Annotated in this window: 18 protein-coding genes; 15 read left to right on the top strand and 3 right to left on the bottom strand. The window is 60.7% G+C overall.

The window, feature by feature from the left end:
• Positions 1-10: 10 nt before the first annotated feature.
• Genes AC1DF8_RS05505 through AC1DF8_RS05495 form a run of 3 tightly spaced genes read left to right on the top strand, consistent with a single transcriptional unit; the run spans position 11 to position 3,756 of the window.
• Positions 11-1,549: a di-heme oxidoreductase family protein gene (locus tag AC1DF8_RS05505; protein ID WP_477995194.1), complete on the top strand. Its 1,539-nt coding sequence runs from the start codon at positions 11-13 to the stop codon at positions 1,547-1,549.
• Complete coding sequence (locus tag AC1DF8_RS05500) at positions 1,549-2,652, top strand: imelysin family protein (RefSeq protein WP_112541899.1); 1,104 nt, start codon at positions 1,549-1,551, stop codon at positions 2,650-2,652. Before AC1DF8_RS05505 ends, AC1DF8_RS05500 begins: the two co-directional genes overlap by 1 nt.
• Before the next feature lie 3 nt (positions 2,653-2,655).
• Complete coding sequence (locus tag AC1DF8_RS05495) at positions 2,656-3,756, top strand: DUF1513 domain-containing protein (protein ID WP_477995193.1); 1,101 nt, start codon at positions 2,656-2,658, stop codon at positions 3,754-3,756.
• Here the strand turns inward: AC1DF8_RS05495 and AC1DF8_RS05490 are convergent.
• Positions 3,735-4,817 (bottom strand): DUF2252 family protein, encoded by a 1,083-nt coding sequence (locus AC1DF8_RS05490; RefSeq protein WP_477995192.1) that lies wholly within the window; start codon positions 4,815-4,817, stop codon positions 3,735-3,737. The genes AC1DF8_RS05495 and AC1DF8_RS05490 overlap by 22 nt on opposite strands.
• A gap of 373 nt (positions 4,818-5,190) precedes the next feature.
• Between AC1DF8_RS05490 and AC1DF8_RS05485 the strand changes: the two genes are divergently transcribed.
• From AC1DF8_RS05485 to ybaK, 10 genes are all read left to right on the top strand, one after another.
• Positions 5,191-5,640, top strand: coding sequence for a PaaI family thioesterase (locus tag AC1DF8_RS05485; protein ID WP_029869127.1), 450 nt, complete (start codon positions 5,191-5,193; stop codon positions 5,638-5,640).
• Positions 5,637-6,275 (top strand): 5'-methylthioadenosine/S-adenosylhomocysteine nucleosidase, encoded by a 639-nt coding sequence (locus AC1DF8_RS05480; RefSeq protein ID WP_007813385.1) that lies wholly within the window; start codon positions 5,637-5,639, stop codon positions 6,273-6,275. The genes AC1DF8_RS05485 and AC1DF8_RS05480 overlap by 4 nt, the downstream gene beginning before the upstream one ends.
• Before the next feature lie 192 nt (positions 6,276-6,467).
• On the top strand, positions 6,468-8,030 hold the full coding sequence (gene guaA / locus AC1DF8_RS05475; protein WP_477995191.1) for a glutamine-hydrolyzing GMP synthase: 1,563 nt from the start codon (positions 6,468-6,470) through the stop codon (positions 8,028-8,030).
• A gap of 374 nt (positions 8,031-8,404) precedes the next feature.
• Positions 8,405-9,124, top strand: coding sequence for a ParA family protein (locus AC1DF8_RS05470; protein ID WP_113013152.1), 720 nt, complete (start codon positions 8,405-8,407; stop codon positions 9,122-9,124).
• Between the two features lie 311 nt (positions 9,125-9,435).
• Positions 9,436-9,906 (top strand): 2'-5' RNA ligase family protein, encoded by a 471-nt coding sequence (locus AC1DF8_RS05465; RefSeq protein WP_477995190.1) that lies wholly within the window; start codon positions 9,436-9,438, stop codon positions 9,904-9,906.
• Positions 9,907-9,976: 70 nt separating this feature from the next.
• On the top strand, positions 9,977-11,038 hold the full coding sequence (locus AC1DF8_RS05460; protein WP_477995189.1) for a succinylglutamate desuccinylase/aspartoacylase family protein: 1,062 nt from the start codon (positions 9,977-9,979) through the stop codon (positions 11,036-11,038).
• Between the two features lie 102 nt (positions 11,039-11,140).
• Positions 11,141-12,271, top strand: a complete 1,131-nt coding sequence (locus AC1DF8_RS05455) for a TIGR03364 family FAD-dependent oxidoreductase (protein WP_477995188.1) — start codon at positions 11,141-11,143, stop codon at positions 12,269-12,271.
• Positions 12,268-13,047 carry a phosphonoacetaldehyde hydrolase gene (gene phnX / locus AC1DF8_RS05450; RefSeq protein WP_477995187.1) on the top strand — a complete coding sequence of 260 codons (780 nt, stop codon included), beginning with the start codon at positions 12,268-12,270 and terminating at the stop codon, positions 13,045-13,047. The genes AC1DF8_RS05455 and phnX overlap by 4 nt, the downstream gene beginning before the upstream one ends.
• Positions 13,048-13,117: 70 nt before the next feature.
• Positions 13,118-13,468 (top strand): ArsC family reductase, encoded by a 351-nt coding sequence (locus AC1DF8_RS05445; protein ID WP_477995186.1) that lies wholly within the window; start codon positions 13,118-13,120, stop codon positions 13,466-13,468.
• A 3-nt stretch (positions 13,469-13,471) separates the two neighbouring features.
• Positions 13,472-13,945 (top strand): Cys-tRNA(Pro) deacylase, encoded by a 474-nt coding sequence (gene ybaK, locus AC1DF8_RS05440; RefSeq protein ID WP_113203455.1) that lies wholly within the window; start codon positions 13,472-13,474, stop codon positions 13,943-13,945.
• Here the strand turns inward: ybaK and AC1DF8_RS05435 are convergent, their stop codons facing one another.
• The gene (locus AC1DF8_RS05435; RefSeq protein WP_477995185.1) at positions 13,946-14,389 is read right to left on the bottom strand and encodes a MarR family winged helix-turn-helix transcriptional regulator; all 444 of its coding nucleotides are present in this window, start codon (positions 14,387-14,389) and stop codon (positions 13,946-13,948) included.
• Positions 14,390-14,489: 100 nt separating this feature from the next.
• On the opposite strand from AC1DF8_RS05435, the gene AC1DF8_RS05430 reads away from it, so the two are divergent.
• Together AC1DF8_RS05430 and AC1DF8_RS05425 are read left to right on the top strand one after the other, a co-directional pair.
• The gene (locus AC1DF8_RS05430) at positions 14,490-15,173 is read left to right on the top strand and encodes a glutathione S-transferase family protein (RefSeq protein ID WP_477995184.1); all 684 of its coding nucleotides are present in this window, start codon (positions 14,490-14,492) and stop codon (positions 15,171-15,173) included.
• Positions 15,174-15,300: 127 nt separating this feature from the next.
• Positions 15,301-16,554, top strand: a complete 1,254-nt coding sequence (locus tag AC1DF8_RS05425; RefSeq protein ID WP_477995183.1) for an aminopeptidase — start codon at positions 15,301-15,303, stop codon at positions 16,552-16,554.
• On the opposite strand, the gene AC1DF8_RS05420 is transcribed toward AC1DF8_RS05425, so the two are convergent.
• Positions 16,502-17,422, bottom strand: coding sequence for an EamA family transporter (locus tag AC1DF8_RS05420; protein WP_477995182.1), 921 nt, complete (start codon positions 17,420-17,422; stop codon positions 16,502-16,504). The two genes, AC1DF8_RS05425 and AC1DF8_RS05420, sit on opposite strands and share 53 nt — an antisense overlap.
• Between the last annotated feature and the right edge of the window lie 36 nt (positions 17,423-17,458).

Genomic DNA, 17,458 nt, shown 5'->3' with positions numbered 1-17,458 from the left:
GACCCTTGAAATGTCGCATGACCCTGCCCGTCACCTTCTTGTCAGCGCAGCTTTCTGCGCCTTGCTTGCCGGGCTTCCCGTCGCCATCGCCGACGCTTTCGATCTTCCCACCAGACGGATCGATCTTTCCGATGCAGACCTGAAGCGCGTCGCCGATATCACAAGGCCGACCAGCGATTTCAGCAAGGCGGAGCCTTACGAGGCCATGCAAGCGGGTGCGGCGACCTCCGTCGATCCGGTTACCGAAGACAGTTTCTCGCATATCTCGGCCAATATCCCCTTCGAGGAAGAGCAGAATTTCCGGCTTGGCAATGCGCTCTTCCGCAAGCTTTGGGTTTCGGCGCCATCCTCGACACAAGCTTCCGACGGGCTCGGCCCGCTCTTCAACGCCCGTTCCTGCATGAGCTGCCACGCCAATGACGGTCGCGGCAAACCGCCGGAGGGTGGTCCAAGCGCTACCTCGATGGTCTTGCGTATTGCCCGTGCAGCGAAGACAGCGGAGGAAGAGAAAGCAATCGCCGGCGCCGATGTCGTCAACTTCCCCGATCCGGTTTATGGGCACCAGCTTCAGGACCTCGCGGTTCCGGGGCTTGCCGCCGAAGGCAAGGTTGCTGTCGCCTATACCGAGGAGACTGTCACGCTTGCGGGCGGGGAGACGGTTAGCCTGCGCAAACCCGCCTATTCCGCCAAGGACCTCGCCTACGGCCCGCTCGATCCGGCAACAACGATCTCAGCGCGGGTCGCCCCGGCGATGATCGGCCTCGGCCTGATCCAGGCGATCCCCGAGGCGGATATTCTTGCCCATGCCGATCCTGATGATCTCGATCATGATGGTATCTCCGGCAAGACGGCGATCGTACGCGACCACCGCAGCGGCAATATTGCACTGGGGCGCTTCGGCTGGAAGGCGCAGAATGCCAATATACGCGACCAGAGCGCTGACGCCTTTTCCACCGATATCGGCATTTCGACGCCGGACGCGCCAAATGCCTACGGCGACTGCACCGGCGCTGAGACAAAGTGCCTCGCCATGCCTGATGGCGTGCAGAAACGCCTCGGCGAGCAGGAAGCTCCTGGCCCGGTGCTCGACCTGGTGACCTTCTATTCCGAAAACCTCGCCGTGCCTGCCCGGCGCAAAGCAAGTTTCGCAGAAACCTTGCGCGGCAAGCAGCTGTTCTATGAATCGGGCTGCATTTCCTGCCACGTGCCGAAGTTCGTCACGCGCCGCGATACCGCCGAAAAGGCGCAATCCTTCCAGCTCATCTGGCCCTATTCCGATTTTCTGCTGCACGACATGGGCGACGGTCTTGCCGATGGGCAGCAGGTGGGACTTGCAAGCGGACGGGAATGGCGCACGCCACCGCTATGGGGTATAGGACTGACCCGGACTGTCAGCGGACACAGCTTCTTCCTGCATGACGGCCGCGCCAGAAATCTCACCGAAGCAATCCTCTGGCATGGCGGCGAAGCGGAAAAAGCCCGTAGCGCATTCTCCTCTCTATCAAAAGGCGATAGAGAGGCCCTGATTACATTCCTGGAGTCACTTTAATGCGCCCCTGGCACACCCTCCTCTGCCTCGCCGTGACCGGCCTTGCCACATCGGCTGCCGCCCAGAGCGCGGCGACGCCCGCTGCGGGACTGAACGAGGATGCCGTGCCGTCGGTCATGCAGCGCGCCGTCGATGAGGTCATCCGCCCAGGCTATCGTAACATGCAGCAATCGTCCGCGCGCCTGACGACCGCCATGAACGATCTCTGCGCCTCCGGTACACAGCAGACGCTCGACCGCGCCAAATCGGCATTCGACGATACGATCCGCTACTGGTCGACGATCGAGATCGTCCAGACCGGCCCTGTCATCCAGGACAATCTCTTCGAGCACATCCTCTTCTATCCCGACCGCAAGGGTGTCGGCCTGAAGCAGGTGCAGGCGCTGATCGCCAAGGCCGATCCGAAGGACGCGACAGTCGACGCCATCGCCGGCAAGAGTGTTGCTCTGCAGGGTCTGACCGCACTCGAATATGTGCTCTACGGCAACGGGTCCGAGGACCTGATCAAGCAGAAGGGCGGTTTCCGCTGCCTGTATGGCCAGGCGGTTGCCGGCAATATCCAGCGTGAAGCCGGCGAAGTGGTCGCCGCCTGGGAAAAGCCTGACGGTGTGCAGGCGGGCTGGAAACATCCTGGCCCGCAGAGCGACGATTTCATGGATAACAAGGAGGCAGTGACCGCCCTCCTCGGCATCCTCGTCCACGGCGCGGAGAATGTCCGCGACCAGCGACTGGAGCAATTCTACAAGGGCAAGGATACGCCCGCCCGTCCGCGCATGGCGATCTATTGGCGTTCCAAGAACACCTGGAAATCGATGGCCGCCAATCTTGAGGGCATTCGTACCCTCTGGCAGAAGGCCGGCATGGCCGAGCTGCTGCCGCCCGAAAAGAAGGCGGTTGCCGATTCAATCGACACCAAGTTGAAGACGATCATCGACAGCGTCTCGAAGCTGAACCCGGATATCGAAGTCGCGGTCAGCGATGCGGAGAGGGGCAAGCTCGATACGCTGCTTAGCGAAAGCCGCGATCTCATCACCACGATCAGCGATCAGTATGGAGCGGCAATCGGTCTTTCGGCCGGCTTCTCCTTCTCGGACGGAGACTGACCGATGTGGCGCAGCGCCGCCATCGACCGCCGTGGCTTCGTCAAGGCCGCCGGTATCGGCTTTCTGGCTGCGCTGAAACCTGAAGCGCTGCTGGCTCTCACGCGCGCCGATGCTGTCTACGCATCCGGTATCCGCGCTGCCAACGGCTCCTTTGCGGTCGCGACGGTTACCGAACGCGGGGAGATTGTCGATCAGGTGGCGCTGCCCGCCCGCGCCCATGGCATGGCCCATAGTGTTGCCACCGGCCACACCGTCGCCTTCGCCCGCAGGCCGGGTACCTTCGCGATGATCTTCGACCCCCGGAACAGGGGCGAACCGATCGTCATCACCTCACCGGAGGGCCGCCATTTCTACGGCCACGGTGCGTTTTCGCCGGATGGGCGGTTGCTCTATGCCAGCGAAAACGACTTCGACAACAACAGGGGCATGATCGGCCTCTACGATGCGACGAACCGTTTCGTCCGTATCGGCGAATACGAAACCTATGGCGTCGGCCCGCATGACATGACGGTTTCGGATGACGGCCGCATGCTTGTTGTCGCCAATGGCGGTATCGAGACCCACCCGGATTTCGGCCGCACCAAGCTCAATCTCGGCAACATGCAGCCGTCGCTGGCGCTCATCGATGCGGCGACCGGCACGCTGATCGAAAAGCATACGCTACCGCCGCAATGGTCGTCGGTCTCGACACGCCATGTCGATCTCGAGGCCAACGGTCGCATCTGGTTCGCCTGCCAGTATGAGGGTCATAGGAAGGACCTGCCGCCACTCGTTGGACATTTCGCCAAGGGTGAGGATCTTGTTTTCATTGATTTGCCAGAGGAAACGACCCGGCGGCTTGCCAATTATGTCGGGGCGATCGCAGTCAATCGAAAGGAAGGTCTGGTCGGCGTCACCTCGCCGGTCGGCGGCGCATCTGTCACCATCGATGCGAAAACCGGCAATGTGCTGCGCGAGGACAGCGTTCGCGATGCCGCGGGAATCGCGCCTGCTCCCGGCGGTTTTGCCGTTTCCTCCTATGATGGCGATTTCCTGTCGGCTCATAGCGATGTCGCCTGGGATCAGCATATCGTGCGGATCACTCAGCCGGCACTCATGCGGTAGTCTTTCCATTCCTTTTCAGTGACTTCGGCGGCTGCCCGCGCCGCCTCATACAGCCAGTCCTCACCGCGGGAATGCAGGTCATTGCGAATAGCCGCAGCACTTGCCGCGTCATCCGAATGGATGTTGGCGATCTCGAATCCCATCAGTTCCAGCATGGCGCCATCCAAGAGCGTTTTAGCATCGCTCTCGATCTCGATCTTGCGGCTGTTCGGCGAAAGCCGGCGGACAAGAATTCGGCCCGACACTGCGAAATGAGGATCTGGGCTGCGCATGCGCCCGGCGGCGATGACGCCTGTTCTGATGACGTGATCTCCCGATCTTGCCAGCGACCATGCCGAGGGCACAAGCGCCTTGGCTTCACGCAGCACAGGCCCACCACGCCATTCCTTCACATAGGCGACGAAACGTGGCCGCCCGAGGCTGCCCGTTCCCTTCTTCTTCACGGGTAAGGGCGTAAAACTTCCTGCGCCCCCCGGCAAAGCATTCCTCAGTGCATCAACAAAACGGCCGGGGGCTGGCCTTTCGCCGGGCTTGTGCTTGTCCCATTTCTTCCAGAATTCCTTCCGCTCATCCTCCGAAAGCAGCAGCTTGTCGCGCAGCCAGGGATGATCGCGCTCCAGCACGATCGGGCTCGCATGTTCAAGTCCGCGCACATATCCAGCGAGAATGAGCTCGGCGATCGCCCTGCCGGAAATCCCGGCATCCGGCTGAGCCAGAATGGCGCTTGCGACCAGCCGGACAAGATCCAGACCATAGGGCATGATCGCCGCGTCGTCGAAATCATTCGCACCCCAGACCAGCCGCCCCTCGATATCACGCCAGGTCCCGAAATTCTCGAGGTGCGTATCGCCGATCGACAACACTTGCGGCATATCGGCAAGCTCCGGCCTCACGGCGTAGATGATTTCTGCCCAGCGCCAGTAGGTAGCGCGCAGGAAGGAGAATGCCTCTTCGCGCATCTTCCTGTGTTTCTCGTCGATACCCTCCTGTACGAGCTCGCCCTGCAGCTCGTGTGCCAGCCACGCCTCGTAATCACTCATAGATTGAGAAAATGTCTTCATCGGCTCGCCCTCAGGTTTGCATGATCATAAACCCGGGGCGCCTTATTCAGAAGCGGTTTTGAGGCAATCTAAGGCGGCCGCGACGAGACCAAAATCCAGCCATCGCAAAGGCGGCTTGCAATGGCCGCCGCTCTTGCCCAGAGCTACGCCGTATCACGCTGTGATCAAGTCTGATGTGGCAGTGGCGGATGAAGTGCTGCAAGCCGTTGGCGAAACATCGGCGCGGCGACAGGACGGGAGCGTCCATCTCGAACAGATTGTTCGAGATGGACGCATTTGGAGTGGCAGCGGAAGACAAAAACGCCGTGAGCCGGATTGCAACCTTGTCGAATCCGGCGGGCCATGCCACTTTCGCGGTCGTGAGAGGGCTGCGATGAACGATACCGACAGAGGCGATTTCCGGGAGCGGATCCGCCAGAGTTTTGCACGACAGGCCGCCATGCACACCATCGGCGCGGAGCTGACGCGTATCGAGCACGGCATGGTGGAAATCGAGCTTCCTTTCGACGTCAAACTGACACAGCAGCACGGCATTTTGCACGCAGGCGTCATTTCCGCAGCGCTCGATTCGGCCTGCGGTTTTGCCGCTTACAGCGTCATCGATGCCGAAGCCTCGATCCTCACAATCGAGTTCAAGGTCAACCTCATGTCGCCGGGGCGCGGCGAACGCTTCCTCTTCAGGGGCGAGATCACCAAGCCCGGCTCCAACATCATCGTCGCCGACGGGCGAGGTTATGCGATCAGCGATGGGCCGGCCAAGCTCATCGCGTCCATGACCGGGACGATGATGGTCATTCGCGGAAGAGAGGGAATTACGGGATGAAATTCGAACTGAAGTCGGTTGCAGGCAAGTCCATCCTGTTTGTCATGGCCGCGGAGGCCGAATATGGCCCGTTCCTGCGCTCGCGCATCGAACCGCTGATGACCGGCGTCGGGCCAGTCGAGGCAGCAATCGCGATCACCAAGTCGCTCTCCCGTCTCGATGCTTCGGACGATCTGCCCGATCTGGTGGTTTCGCTCGGCTCGGCCGGTTCGGCGCGCCTGCAGCAGACCGAAGTCTATCAGGTGACCTCCGTTTCCTATCGCGACATGGATGCCTCGCCGCTCGGCTTCGAAAAGGGCAAGACCCCCTTCCTCGACCTGCCTGCGGACCTCGACCTGCCGCTGCGCATTCCCGGCATTCCCGAAGCCACGCTTTCGACCGGTGGCAACGTTGTTTCCGGTGCCGCCTATGCCAATATAGCAGCCGACATGGTCGACATGGAGACCTATGCGGTGCTGCGCGCCTGCCAGGGCTACAAGCTGCCGCTGATCGGCCTTCGCGGTATTTCCGACGGCGCGGTCGAGCTGCAGCATATTTCCGGCTGGACGGAATATCTGCATATCGTCGACCGCAAGCTTTCCTATGCCGTGGACAGCCTTTTCACCGCTCTGGAGGACGGCGTTTTCTGGTTCTAGAGCATGTCGCGCAAAAGTGTGCAGCGGTTTTGCGATAACGACATGCGAAGACAAAAGCTTGAGGCGCGGCAGCGAATTTGAAAGATCGCGACACGCTTCAAGCGCTGAAAACAGGGACAATCGGGACAATAAAACCTGATACGGCCGAATTCCCGCATTGCAAGAAGAGGCGCTTTTCATTAAAGGCTCGCCATGACCCAGACAGCACATCCCGACAGCGTTCTCATCGTCGATTTCGGCAGCCAGGTGACCCAGCTCATCGCACGTCGCGTGCGTGAAGCCGGCGTCTATTGCGAGATCGTTCCTTTCCAGTCCGCCGAGGAAGGCTTCAAGCGCCTCCAGCCGAAAGCCGTCATCCTGTCCGGCAGCCCGGCCTCGACGGTCGATGAGGGATCGCCGAGGGCGCCGCAGATCATCTTCGACAGTGGTCTTCCGGTGTTCGGCATCTGCTACGGACAGCAGACGATGTGCATGCAGCTCGGTGGCATGGTGGAAAGCGGCCATCACCGCGAATTCGGCCGTGCCTTCCTCGAAGTCGATGAGGACTGCGTGCTTTTCGAGGGCCTCTGGTCCAAGGGTTCGCGCCACCAGGTCTGGATGAGCCATGGCGACCGCGTCACCAAGCTGCCCGAGGGCTTCGAAGTCGTCGCGACGTCGTCCAACGCGCCCTATGCTTTCATCGCCGACGAAAAGCGCAAATATTATGGCGTGCAGTTCCATCCTGAGGTCGTGCATACGCCCGACGGCGCCAAGCTGATCGCGAATTTCATCCATAACATTGCCGGTATCAAGGGCGACTGGACCATGTCGGCCTACCGCCAGAAGGCGGTCGAGGACATTCGCAAGCAGGTGGGTGACAAGCGCGTCATCTGTGCGCTTTCCGGTGGTGTCGACTCCTCCGTCGCAGCGCTGCTGATCCACGAGGCCGTCGGTGATCAGCTGACCTGCATCCTCGTCGACCACGGCCTGATGCGCAAGGACGAGGCGGCCGGCGTCGTCGCCATGTTCCGCGAGCACTACAATCTGCACCTGCTCCATGTCGACGCTTCCGATCGCTTCATCGGCGAGCTCGAGGGCGTTTCCGACCCGGAAACCAAGCGCAAGATCATCGGCCGCCTGTTCATAGAGACCTTCGAGGACGAGGCCAAGAAACTCGGTGGCGCCGATTTCCTCGGCCAGGGCACGCTCTATCCCGATGTGATCGAGTCCGTCTCCTTCACCGGCGGCCCGTCGGTCACCATCAAGTCGCACCACAATGTCGGCGGCCTGCCGGAGCGCATGAAGATGCAGCTCGTCGAGCCGCTGCGCGAACTCTTCAAGGACGAGGTTCGCGCCCTCGGCAAGGAACTCGGCCTGCCCGACAGCTTTATCGGGCGACACCCCTTCCCCGGTCCGGGCCTCGCTATCCGCTGCCCCGGCGGCATTACCCGCGAGAAGCTCGACATCCTGCGCGAAGCCGATGCGATCTATCTCGACGAGATCCGCAAGGCCGGCCTCTATGACGCGATCTGGCAGGCTTTCGCCGTGCTGCTGCCCGTCCAGACCGTTGGGGTCATGGGCGACGGCCGCACCTATGAATTCGTCTGCGCGCTGCGCGCCGTCACCTCGGTCGACGGCATGACGGCGGATTTCTACCACTACGACATGGAATTCCTCGGCCGCGCAGCCACCCGTATCATCAACGAAGTCCGCGGCATCAACCGTGTCGTCTACGACGTGACCAGCAAGCCGCCTGGCACGATCGAGTGGGAATGAAGATCTCGGGAACCCGACACGGGTTCCCGTTTTGCCTCTGCTCCATAGGAGCCTGAATGATAGGCAAAACAGCTGAACAGTGGGTGTTTCAGCATCTAGATCCTGCCAGAGCTAGAGTATTCAATTCTACTCATGAAAAACCGCTGCCGGTTTTATAGGGCTGCGTGCTAATCATCTCAGGCGTGGCTATCCTGAGGCCCGCCCCTCATTGATTGCCCCCCCAAAAAATCAACCTCGGACAGCATGTTGAGACAGCGCCACGCAAGGTTGCTGTTTGACCCTTTCGTATCATCGCTGTGAAAGCTGCTGTTCCTAAAATCCGAGACGCACCTCTCCCAGGGATGATGCCGCCAACTCATCAACCCGAGGTATCGATGCCAATACTTACTTTTGCGAATACGAAAGGAGGCGCCGGCAAAACGACGGTCGCTCTCGTTCTCGCCACAGAACTGGCTCGCCGTGGCCATCGCGTTTCCGTTCTGGATGCCGATCCCCAGCAATGGGCCACACGCTGGCATCGCCTGACTGGTGACGCAGCGGAATTCGCTGTCGTCCCCGGTGTCAGCGAAAATACGATCGAACAGCAGGTCAAGGATCTGAAAAAGCGTGGCGGCTACATCATCGTCGATCTGCCGGCCGGTCTGAGCCCGGCTATGGCGAAAGCCATCGGCTTTTCCGACCACGTGCTGGTTCCGGTCCAGGGATGCGCAATGGATGCCGTCGGCGGTGCGCAGGTGCTCGAGATCATGAAGCAGCTTGCAGCCCAGCATGATATCCGCATCCCGCATTCGGTCGTGCTGACGCGCATCAGTTCGATCATCACCACTCGCGCGCTGCTGGCGGTCAAGGGCCTACTCGCAAAGCAGCAGGTCAATGTCATCGACACGGCACTGATCGAGCGCGCCGCCTACCGCGACATGTTCGTTTCCGGTGGCAGCCTCTATACGATGGATCCTGCTCGCGTCAGTAATCTCGACAAGGCGCAAGACAATGCCCGTATGCTGGCAGACGATGTCCTTCGTCTCGCACCGCCGAAGGCAGCCCGCGCCAAGTCCGCCAGGAAGGTGGCCGAGGTCGTCAAGAACGCTGCCTAATCCATGCCTAGGCGTGATTGATCCCAGCAGACGGCTGCCGCAAAGGTGGCCGTTTCTGTTTTGAGTATCCTCGCAGTAATGTCTGTTCATGTTTTGTTCTTGACCAGAACGCCGATCCCAGTATGCTCCTCCTCGTAAAAACAAGGAGGCGGGCGATGTTGTCCGTAGTTCAAATGCCTCATTTTCCACTCGATCCGAATAGCGCTGGCCCCCGGAAGAAATCCAATCTCGTCGGGGAATTTCACGACAGGATTTTCTTCGCACTTCGTCCAACTATCGAAGCGGCATCCGAGRCGCTGGACATCGCGCAAGTGTATCGCAATAGACATTCTCTGACCGTGCCCTCGCGGCCCAACGCACTGCTTCATGTCACGCTGAACGGCATCGGCGCCTACCGTCGGCTGCCGGATGATATCGTGTTCAGCGCTGAACAAGTCGCCGCGACAGTGCGCGTCCAACCGTTCGAAATTGTTCTCGACGAAGCCATGAGCTTCACGCATCCGGGCCGACCGCAAGCCTTCGTCATCTGCGGCAGGCAAGAAAACGAAGGCCTGCTGGATCTTCGCAACCAAATCCAGGAAGGTCTCTACGAGGCCGGACTGCCCTATAATGTCGGCGGACATCTGACGCCACACATGACGATGCTCTATGATCGCAAGACCGTTCTGCCCGAAAAGCTCGACCGACCCGTGCGCTGGATGGTACAGGAATTCCTGCTGATCCATAGCATCTATGGGAAGAGCGAGCATCGCGTCGTCAACCGATGGCCCCTGATCGGCTGAGCTGCGCTTGCACCGCGGGTGGGGATTCTTGTAAAACTCCCCACTCAATATGCACATGCGGAGCAAGACAGTGGACGTTTCAGAGATCATCCTCCCCGGCGATACACCAGGTATCGAATGGCGTTTGCCAGTCATGTGCTTCCATGGAAAGGATCCTGCGGCACCCAAGGTCTATATCCAGGCTGCCTTGCACGCCAACGAACTGCCGGGCACGGCGCTCGTGCATTTTCTCTGCGGTAAGCTGCGCCAGGCTGAAAGCGAGGGGCGGATCGCGGGCGACATTACGCTCGTGCCGCAGGCAAACCCTGTTGGAGCGGCACAATCGCATTTTGGTGAATTGCAGGGTCGCTTCGATCTGGGGTCACGAACCAATTTCAATCGCGATTTTCCGCTGATCTCGATCCGTGATCGGGCAGAGCTACTTGACGGATCCGATAATTACCCGGCTATAGATCGGTTGAAACGAGAGCTGATACATATGGCGCTCGGGGCCGATCTGGTGCTCGACCTGCATTGCGATGATGAATCGCTGCAATATGCCTATATCGACGAAGCCTTCTGGCCGGAGGCTGCTGACCTTGCCAATGCGCTCCACATGGAAGCGGTGCTGCTTTCAGATGGCGAGAGTTCCGCCTTCGAAGAGGCGGTCGGTTTTGCGTGGAAGTATGAGGTGCCGGGCGAGCGCAAGGCCAAGCTTCCCGGCAAACTTTCGGTGACTGTGGAACTGCGCGGCCGCCGTGACGTCTATCCCGATATGGCCGAGAAAGACGCCGAGGGGCTGCTGCGCTTCCTCATCGGGCGCGGTGTCGTCAACGGCAAACCTTCCGGAGACAAGACCTTCGCCGGACCTGCCGTGCCGCTCGACAATGTGGAGATCGTGCGTGCGCCGCAGGGTGGTACCGTGCTCTTCCACCGCAATATCGGCGAACATGTCTCGGAAGGAGAGCTTCTGGCGACGATCGTCACCCGGCCCGGCTTTGCCGAAGGGGATATCGATATCCGGGCGCCACAGGATGGGCTGTTTCTCACACGGACATCTGATCGCCTTGTGCGCCGGCGCGGCGACCTGATGAAGATCGCCGCCGACAAGCCAAGCAGGGCGACGCGAAAGGCCGGTACGCTGGAAGACTGACCGGCGTTCTTTTCAACACGCGAATGTAAAGCTCGCGCAACTGTCACACAGGCTTCAAGAAAATCCGCCAAGCCGTTGCAGACATGTTGCGAAGGAGCTTTCATGCCGCATTACGACATTGCGATCGTCGGCGCGGGAATTGTCGGGCTGGCGCATGCGCTGGCGGCGGCAAAGCGCGGCAAACGGGTCGTCGTTGTTGACCGCGACGCCCAGGCAAATGGCGCCTCGGTGCGCAATTTCGGCTTTGTGACGGTGACCGGCCAGCAGGCAGGCGACTGCTGGAACAAGGCACGCAGGGCCCGCGATGTCTGGGCCGAGATCGTCGATGACGCCGGCATTGACGTCCTGCAGCGCGGGCTGCTCCTTGCTGCAAGGCTCGACGAATCCGAAGCCGTCATCGACGCCTTCCTGCGCACGGAAATGGGTGAAGGCTGCGAAAGGCTGACGCTGGACGAAGCACGCCGGCTTGTGCCGGCGCTGCGACCGGAAGCCGGGCGCTTCACACTCTATAGTCCGCATGAACTTCGGGTCGAATCCCGTACAGCCATTCCGCTACTCGCCCGCTATCTCGAAGTCAAATATGGCATCGAGTTCCGCCGCTCCACAGCAGTGAATGCCGTCGAACCGCCGCGGATGGAGACGTCAACCGGTCTGATCGAGGCGGAGACCGTGGTTGTTTGCCCAGGCGACGATTTCAAGAGCCTGTTTCCCGATCGCATCGCTGCCTATAACGTCACACGCTGCAAGCTGCAGATGATGCGTGTCGTGCCGGCCCAGCGGGTTTCGCTGAGCACTGCCGTCATGTCCGATCTCGGGCTTGGACGTTATCTCGGCTATGCCGAATTGCCTGAAGCGACGGCCCTGAAGGCGCGGCTTGACCGCGAATTCAAGCCAGAGCGGGAAAACGGCGTCCACCTGATCGTCACGCAGTCGGAAGACGGATCGCTGATCGTCGGCGACAGCCACCATTACTCCGAAACGCCCGATCCCTTTGGACTGGAGCGGGTCGACCGACTGACCCTCGACGAAATGGATGCCGTGCTCAACCTGCCGGGTCGCTTCATTACCGAGCGCTGGATCGGTACCTATGCCTCCGCTCCAGACCGCTGGCGGTTTACCGACAAGCCTTCCGATGCGCTGCGCATTGTCGTGGTAACCGCAGGCTGCGGTGCTTCGACCGCCTTCGGCATCGGCGAGGAAACCATCGAGGATCTCTACGGGAGCGCAGCATGACACAATTCAAGGCAGTGGTCTTCGACTGGGCCGGCACGGTCATCGATTTCGGATCCTTCGCGCCGATGGGCGCCTTTGTGGAAACCTTCGGCAAGTTCGGCGTCGAGGTGACGATCGCCGACGCGCGCAAGCCGATGGGGCTCCCGAAGCGCGCGCATATCGCCGCGATGCTGGCCGAGCCGCATGTCGCCGCCCGCTGGCAGGCGGCACAAGGCACGCTTCCGGACGAGGCGGCCATCGACCGTGTTTACGAACTCTTCGTGCCGCTGAACGAAGCTGTCGTGAGCGATTATTGCGTGCTGGTGCCTGGAGCGATCAAGACGATCGAATATCTGCGCGAGCGGCAGATGAAGATCGGCTCGACCACAGGCTATACACGCTCGATCATGCAGCGCGTGCTGCCGCTTGCCGCCGAACAAGGTTATGCGCCCGACAATCTGATCTGTGCCGATGATCTGCCGCTTGGCCGACCGACGCCGATCGGCATGTATAAATGCTTCCTCGACCTGATGGTCTATCCGGCCTCTGCCGTGCTGAAGGTCGATGATACCGAACCCGGCATTGCCGAGGGTGCTGCCGCAGGCTGCGTCACCGTTGGCGTCACGCTCTCGGGCAACGAGGCGGGGCTGACATCTGAAGAGCTGGATGCGCTTTCGCCAGAGGCGCGAGCCGTGTTGCACAAGCGGATCGGCGAGAAGCTGATTGCTGCCGGTGCCGACTACGTTATCGAAACGGTGGCGGACCTGCCTGCCCTTATCGAAGAGCTTGAGGGATAAAGGACCGACGGCGTTTGCAGCGCTGATACAGCGTGGTATCTCCCTCCAAAAACAGGGAGATCGAACCGGCATGGCCGTCACCATCTACGGTATCAAGAACTGCGACACGATGAAGAAGGCCCGCAACTGGCTGGACGATCATAACGTCGCCTACGACTTTCACGACTACAAAGCCGTCGGCATCGACCAAGCGCATCTGGAACGCTGGATCGATGAGGCGGGCTGGGAGACGGTGCTGAACCGTGCCGGTACGACATTCCGCAACCTGCCTGACGCCGCGCGCGAAAATCTCGACCGCAATAAAGCCATCGTGCTGATGCTCGACCAGCCGTCGATGATCAAGCGGCCAGTACTGGAAACTGGCGGCAAGCTGCTGATCGGCTTCAAGCCGGATATCTACGCGCAGGCGTTCAAGGGCTGAGCCATGTCCAAGACCACTCGCGCCACCCAGGTCCTCACACAAGCCGGCGTCGCCTTCACGGTTCACACCTATGACTATGATCCGAACGCCGAGCGCGTGGGGATGCAGGCAGCCGAAGCGCTCGGCGAGGAGCCGCATCGCGTGTTGAAGACGCTGATGGCGGAGGTGGACGGGAAGCCGGTCTGCGTGGTCGTGCCTTCCGACCGCGAGGTCAGCATGAAGAAGCTCGCGAGCGCCTTTCATGGCAAATCGGCCAACATGATGAAACCGGCCGATGCGGAACGGCTGACGGGATACCATGTCGGCGGCATCAGCCCGTTCGGGCAGAAGAAGATCGTGCCGACGGCGATCGAGGAAACCGCTCTTGCCGAGCCGTTCGTCTATATCAATGGCGGGCAACGCGGGCTGCAGGTGCGGCTCGATCCGAAAGAGGCGTTGAAGGCGCTGAAGGCGGCCGCCGCCCCGCTGATCGCCTAATCAAAGAAAGCGGTCCAGCAGGCCAGCGATCATCCTCGCCTCGCCTTCTGCAAGCTTGCCGCCGATATGAGTTTCGATTGCTTTGCCATAGACGGTCCACATGCGCTCCCGAAGCTGCCGGCCGGCATCAGTGATCACCACCCAGCGGCCGCGACCATCCTGTGCGAAGACCTCGCGACCGACGAGGCCCTCCTTTTCCAGCCGATCGATCAAACGGGAAAGATTGTACTGCGCCAGCAGTGTCCGCTCCTCGAGCTCATAGGGGCGCAGCCTGCCTGATTGCGAGCGCGCCAATTCCCAAAGCACGTCATACCAGGCAAGCGGTGGCATGCCGGCAGACTTCAAATCGGCTTCGATCAAGCCCAGCAGCCGCTCGCGGGCACGCATGAGGCCCGTCCAGGCAGAGACGACGGCTTCGTTCGGCTTCGGCATATTCTCAGACATAAATGCAAATACATCTATCTTGAAACTCAAGACAAGCGATATTAGATGCATCTGCATACATATGAAGCCAACGATCCCTTGCAAACCCCCGGAGACTTTCATGAGCAAGCTTACCCTCATCAGCCATCATCTCTGCCCCTATGTGCAACGTGCCGCGATCGCGCTCATCGAAAAGGGCGTGCCATTCGAGCGGATAAACATCGATCTTGCCGACAAGCCGGATTGGTTCCTGAAAATCTCGCCACTCGGCAAGGTGCCTTTACTGCGGATACAAGAGGACGACGGTCGCGAAGAGGTGTTATTCGAAAGCAGCGTGATCTGCGAATATCTGGAGGAAACACAGACAGGTACGGTGCTGCATCCCGCCGATGCGCTGACCCGCGCCCGCCATCGCGGATGGATGGAGTTCGGCTCATCCGTGCTTTCCGATCTCTGGGGCTATGAGACGGCGCAGGATGGGGCGCAGCTGGAGGCCAAGCATAAGGCGCTTGTTGCCAAATTCGTGACGATCGAGCGCGCGCTGGCGGACGGACCTTATTTCGCAGGGACGAGCTTCAGCCTCGTCGACGCGGTCTTTGGGCCGATCTTTCGCTACTTCGACCTGTTCGATACGCTCGGCGACAGCCCCATCTTCGATGGCCTCGAGCGGGTCGAGCGCTGGCGCAAGGCGCTGGCCGAGCGGGCAAGCGTCAGGAACGCCGTCGGCGAAGACTATCAGCAGCGGCTGATGGAATTCCTCGAGAAGCATAATTCGGTCCTACTCCGGCTGCCCGCCGCCGCTTGACGCGCGCGCACCCGCGGCCGGACATGCTCCGGCCGCGCTCAAATTGGAGGCGGCACGCTTCATTTTCGCCGTAAAGGGGTCTAAGTCTTTCACCTCCCGTCGCAGATATCAGAAGGCAGGTTGACCCATGACGTTTATGCCCCAGAGCCATAGCTCCGTCGATCCCGGCAAACTCGAGAAACTCGCAGAAGTCGCCATCAAGGTGGGCCTGCAGCTTCAGCAGGGGCAGGATCTCGTCATTACCGCGCCGGTCGTGGCGCTGCCCCTAGTGCGACTGATCACCAAGCACGCCTATCTCTCGGGCGCCGGCCTGGTTTCGACCTTCTATTCCGACGAGGAAACGACGCTGGCCCGCTACCAGTATGCCAGCGACGAAAGCTTCGACCGGGCTTCCGGCTGGCTTTATGACGGCATGGCGAGAGCCTACGAAAAGGGTGCTGCCCGCCTCGCGATTGCCGGCGACAACCCGATGTTGCTGGCGGAGCAGGATCCGAGCAAGGTCGGCCGCGCCAACCGCGCCAATTCCACGGCCTATAAGCCGGCGCTGGAGAAGATTTCCAACTTCGACATCAACTGGAACATCGTTTCCTACCCCAATCCTTCCTGGGCGAAGGTCGTCTTCCCGGACGATCCGGAAGCAATCGCCATTGCCAAACTCGCCAAGGCGATCTTTGCCGCATCGCGTGTCGATGTGCCCGATCCGGTCGCCGCCTGGGCCGAGCACAATGCCAATCTGCGCAAGCGTTCTTCCTGGCTGAACGGCGAGCGTTTCGCTTCACTGCATTTCACCGGGCCGGGCACGGACCTGACCGTCGGCCTCGCGGACGGCCATGAGTGGCACGGCGGCGCCTCCACGGCGAAGAACGGCATTACCTGCAATCCGAATATTCCAACCGAGGAAGTCTTCACCACGCCGCATGCGCTGCGCGTGAAAGGCCACGTGTCCAGCACCAAGCCGCTCTCACATCAGGGCACGCTGATTGACAATATCCGGGTTCACTTCGAAGGCGGCCGCATCGTCGAGGCCAAGGCCTCACGCGGGGAGGAAGTGCTGAACAAGGTGCTCGACACGGATGAAGGCGCCCGCCGGCTGGGCGAAGTGGCATTGGTACCGCATTCCTCGCCGATTTCAGCGAGCGGCATCCTCTTCTACAATACGCTGTTCGACGAAAACGCTTCCTGCCATATCGCACTCGGCCAGTGCTATTCGAAATGCTTCCTCGACGGCGCATCGCTCAGCCAGGAGCAGATCAAGGCGCAGGGCGGCAATTCCAGCCTGATTCATATCGACTGGATGATCGGCTCCGACAAGGTCGATATTGACGGCATCAAGCCCGATGGCTCGCGGGTACCGGTGATGCGCCAGGGCGAGTGGGCATAATACCGGCCTTCGGCATCAGGCTGCGCTGACTGAGCCAGACGCTGACCAGCACCATGGCAAAGCCTGAAAGCTGGATCGGTGTCAGGCTCTGGCCGAGCGCCAGCCAACCGAGCACGGTCGCGACAACCGGGCTCAGGAAGCCGAGCGACGCAGCGGCCGAAGGCTCTATGCGCGAGAGCCCTCGGAACCATAGCAGATAGGTGAAAGCAGCACCGACGAGGCCAAGCCAAGCAATGCCGAGGATATTGGCTGTCGTCGGCACGGGAAGCGCCGGCTCCAGGAAAAAGGCCACGGGCACGAGCAGAATGCCGCCTGCGGTCAATTGCCAGGAGGTAAAGGTGAGGCTGGAGACGGGCGGCTGCCAATGGCGGGTCAGGACCGTACCAAAGGCCATGGAGACCGCGCCAGCGAGACCTGCGACGACCCCAACGGGATCGAGGGCCGCTTTCGGCGTCAGCACCAGAAGTGCGACACCTGCGATGCCGATCAGGCCGGCCATAACGGCAATGAAGCGGATCGGCTTGCCAAGGAAGATGCGCGAGAGCGCGATGACGATCAGCGGCTGTACGGCGCCGACCGTCGCGGCCACGCCGCCGGGCAGGCGGTAGGCTGAAACGAAGAGCATCGCCCAGAAGAACGAGAAGTTCAGTGCGCCGAGAATGAAGACGCGGCTCCACCAGATGCCTGTCGGCAGCTTCCGGACAATCAGCAGCAGAAGCAGCCCTGCCGGCAGCGCCCGCAGCATTGCAACCGTCAGCGGGTAGCCATGCGGCAGGAAGGATGTGGTGACAAAATAGGTGCTGCCCCAGATGGCGGGCGCGATCGCGGTTATCAACACATCGGTCGCGTATCGGATATTTGTCTTCATTTCAAGAATCTCTACTTCAAGATAAATTCAAGATAA

This window comes from Rhizobium sp. 05N49 (assembly GCF_056396805.1).
This window is presented reverse-complemented; position numbering and strand designations above follow the sequence as displayed.

Bases quoted from the DNA above. Each gene is read 5' to 3' on its own strand.
- ybaK (WP_113203455.1), top strand. From the start codon at position 13,472: ATGTCCAAGACCACTCGCGCCACCCAGGTCCTCACACAAGCCGGCGTC.
- AC1DF8_RS05500 (WP_112541899.1), top strand. From the start codon at position 1,549: ATGCGCCCCTGGCACACCCTCCTCTGCCTCGCCGTGACCGGCCTTGCC.
- AC1DF8_RS05445 (WP_477995186.1), top strand. From the start codon at position 13,118: ATGGCCGTCACCATCTACGGTATCAAGAACTGCGACACGATGAAGAAG.
- AC1DF8_RS05495 (WP_477995193.1), top strand. From the start codon at position 2,656: ATGTGGCGCAGCGCCGCCATCGACCGCCGTGGCTTCGTCAAGGCCGCC.
- AC1DF8_RS05455 (WP_477995188.1), top strand. From the start codon at position 11,141: ATGCCGCATTACGACATTGCGATCGTCGGCGCGGGAATTGTCGGGCTG.
- AC1DF8_RS05420 (WP_477995182.1), bottom strand. From the start codon at position 17,422: ATGAAGACAAATATCCGATACGCGACCGATGTGTTGATAACCGCGATC.
- guaA (WP_477995191.1), top strand. From the start codon at position 6,468: ATGACCCAGACAGCACATCCCGACAGCGTTCTCATCGTCGATTTCGGC.
- phnX (WP_477995187.1), top strand. From the start codon at position 12,268: ATGACACAATTCAAGGCAGTGGTCTTCGACTGGGCCGGCACGGTCATC.
- AC1DF8_RS05485 (WP_029869127.1), top strand. From the start codon at position 5,191: ATGAACGATACCGACAGAGGCGATTTCCGGGAGCGGATCCGCCAGAGT.
- AC1DF8_RS05430 (WP_477995184.1), top strand. From the start codon at position 14,490: ATGAGCAAGCTTACCCTCATCAGCCATCATCTCTGCCCCTATGTGCAA.
- AC1DF8_RS05490 (WP_477995192.1), bottom strand. From the start codon at position 4,817: ATGAAGACATTTTCTCAATCTATGAGTGATTACGAGGCGTGGCTGGCA.
- AC1DF8_RS05435 (WP_477995185.1), bottom strand. From the start codon at position 14,389: ATGTCTGAGAATATGCCGAAGCCGAACGAAGCCGTCGTCTCTGCCTGG.
- AC1DF8_RS05470 (WP_113013152.1), top strand. From the start codon at position 8,405: ATGCCAATACTTACTTTTGCGAATACGAAAGGAGGCGCCGGCAAAACG.
- AC1DF8_RS05505 (WP_477995194.1), top strand. From the start codon at position 11: ATGTCGCATGACCCTGCCCGTCACCTTCTTGTCAGCGCAGCTTTCTGC.
- AC1DF8_RS05425 (WP_477995183.1), top strand. From the start codon at position 15,301: ATGACGTTTATGCCCCAGAGCCATAGCTCCGTCGATCCCGGCAAACTC.
- AC1DF8_RS05480 (WP_007813385.1), top strand. From the start codon at position 5,637: ATGAAATTCGAACTGAAGTCGGTTGCAGGCAAGTCCATCCTGTTTGTC.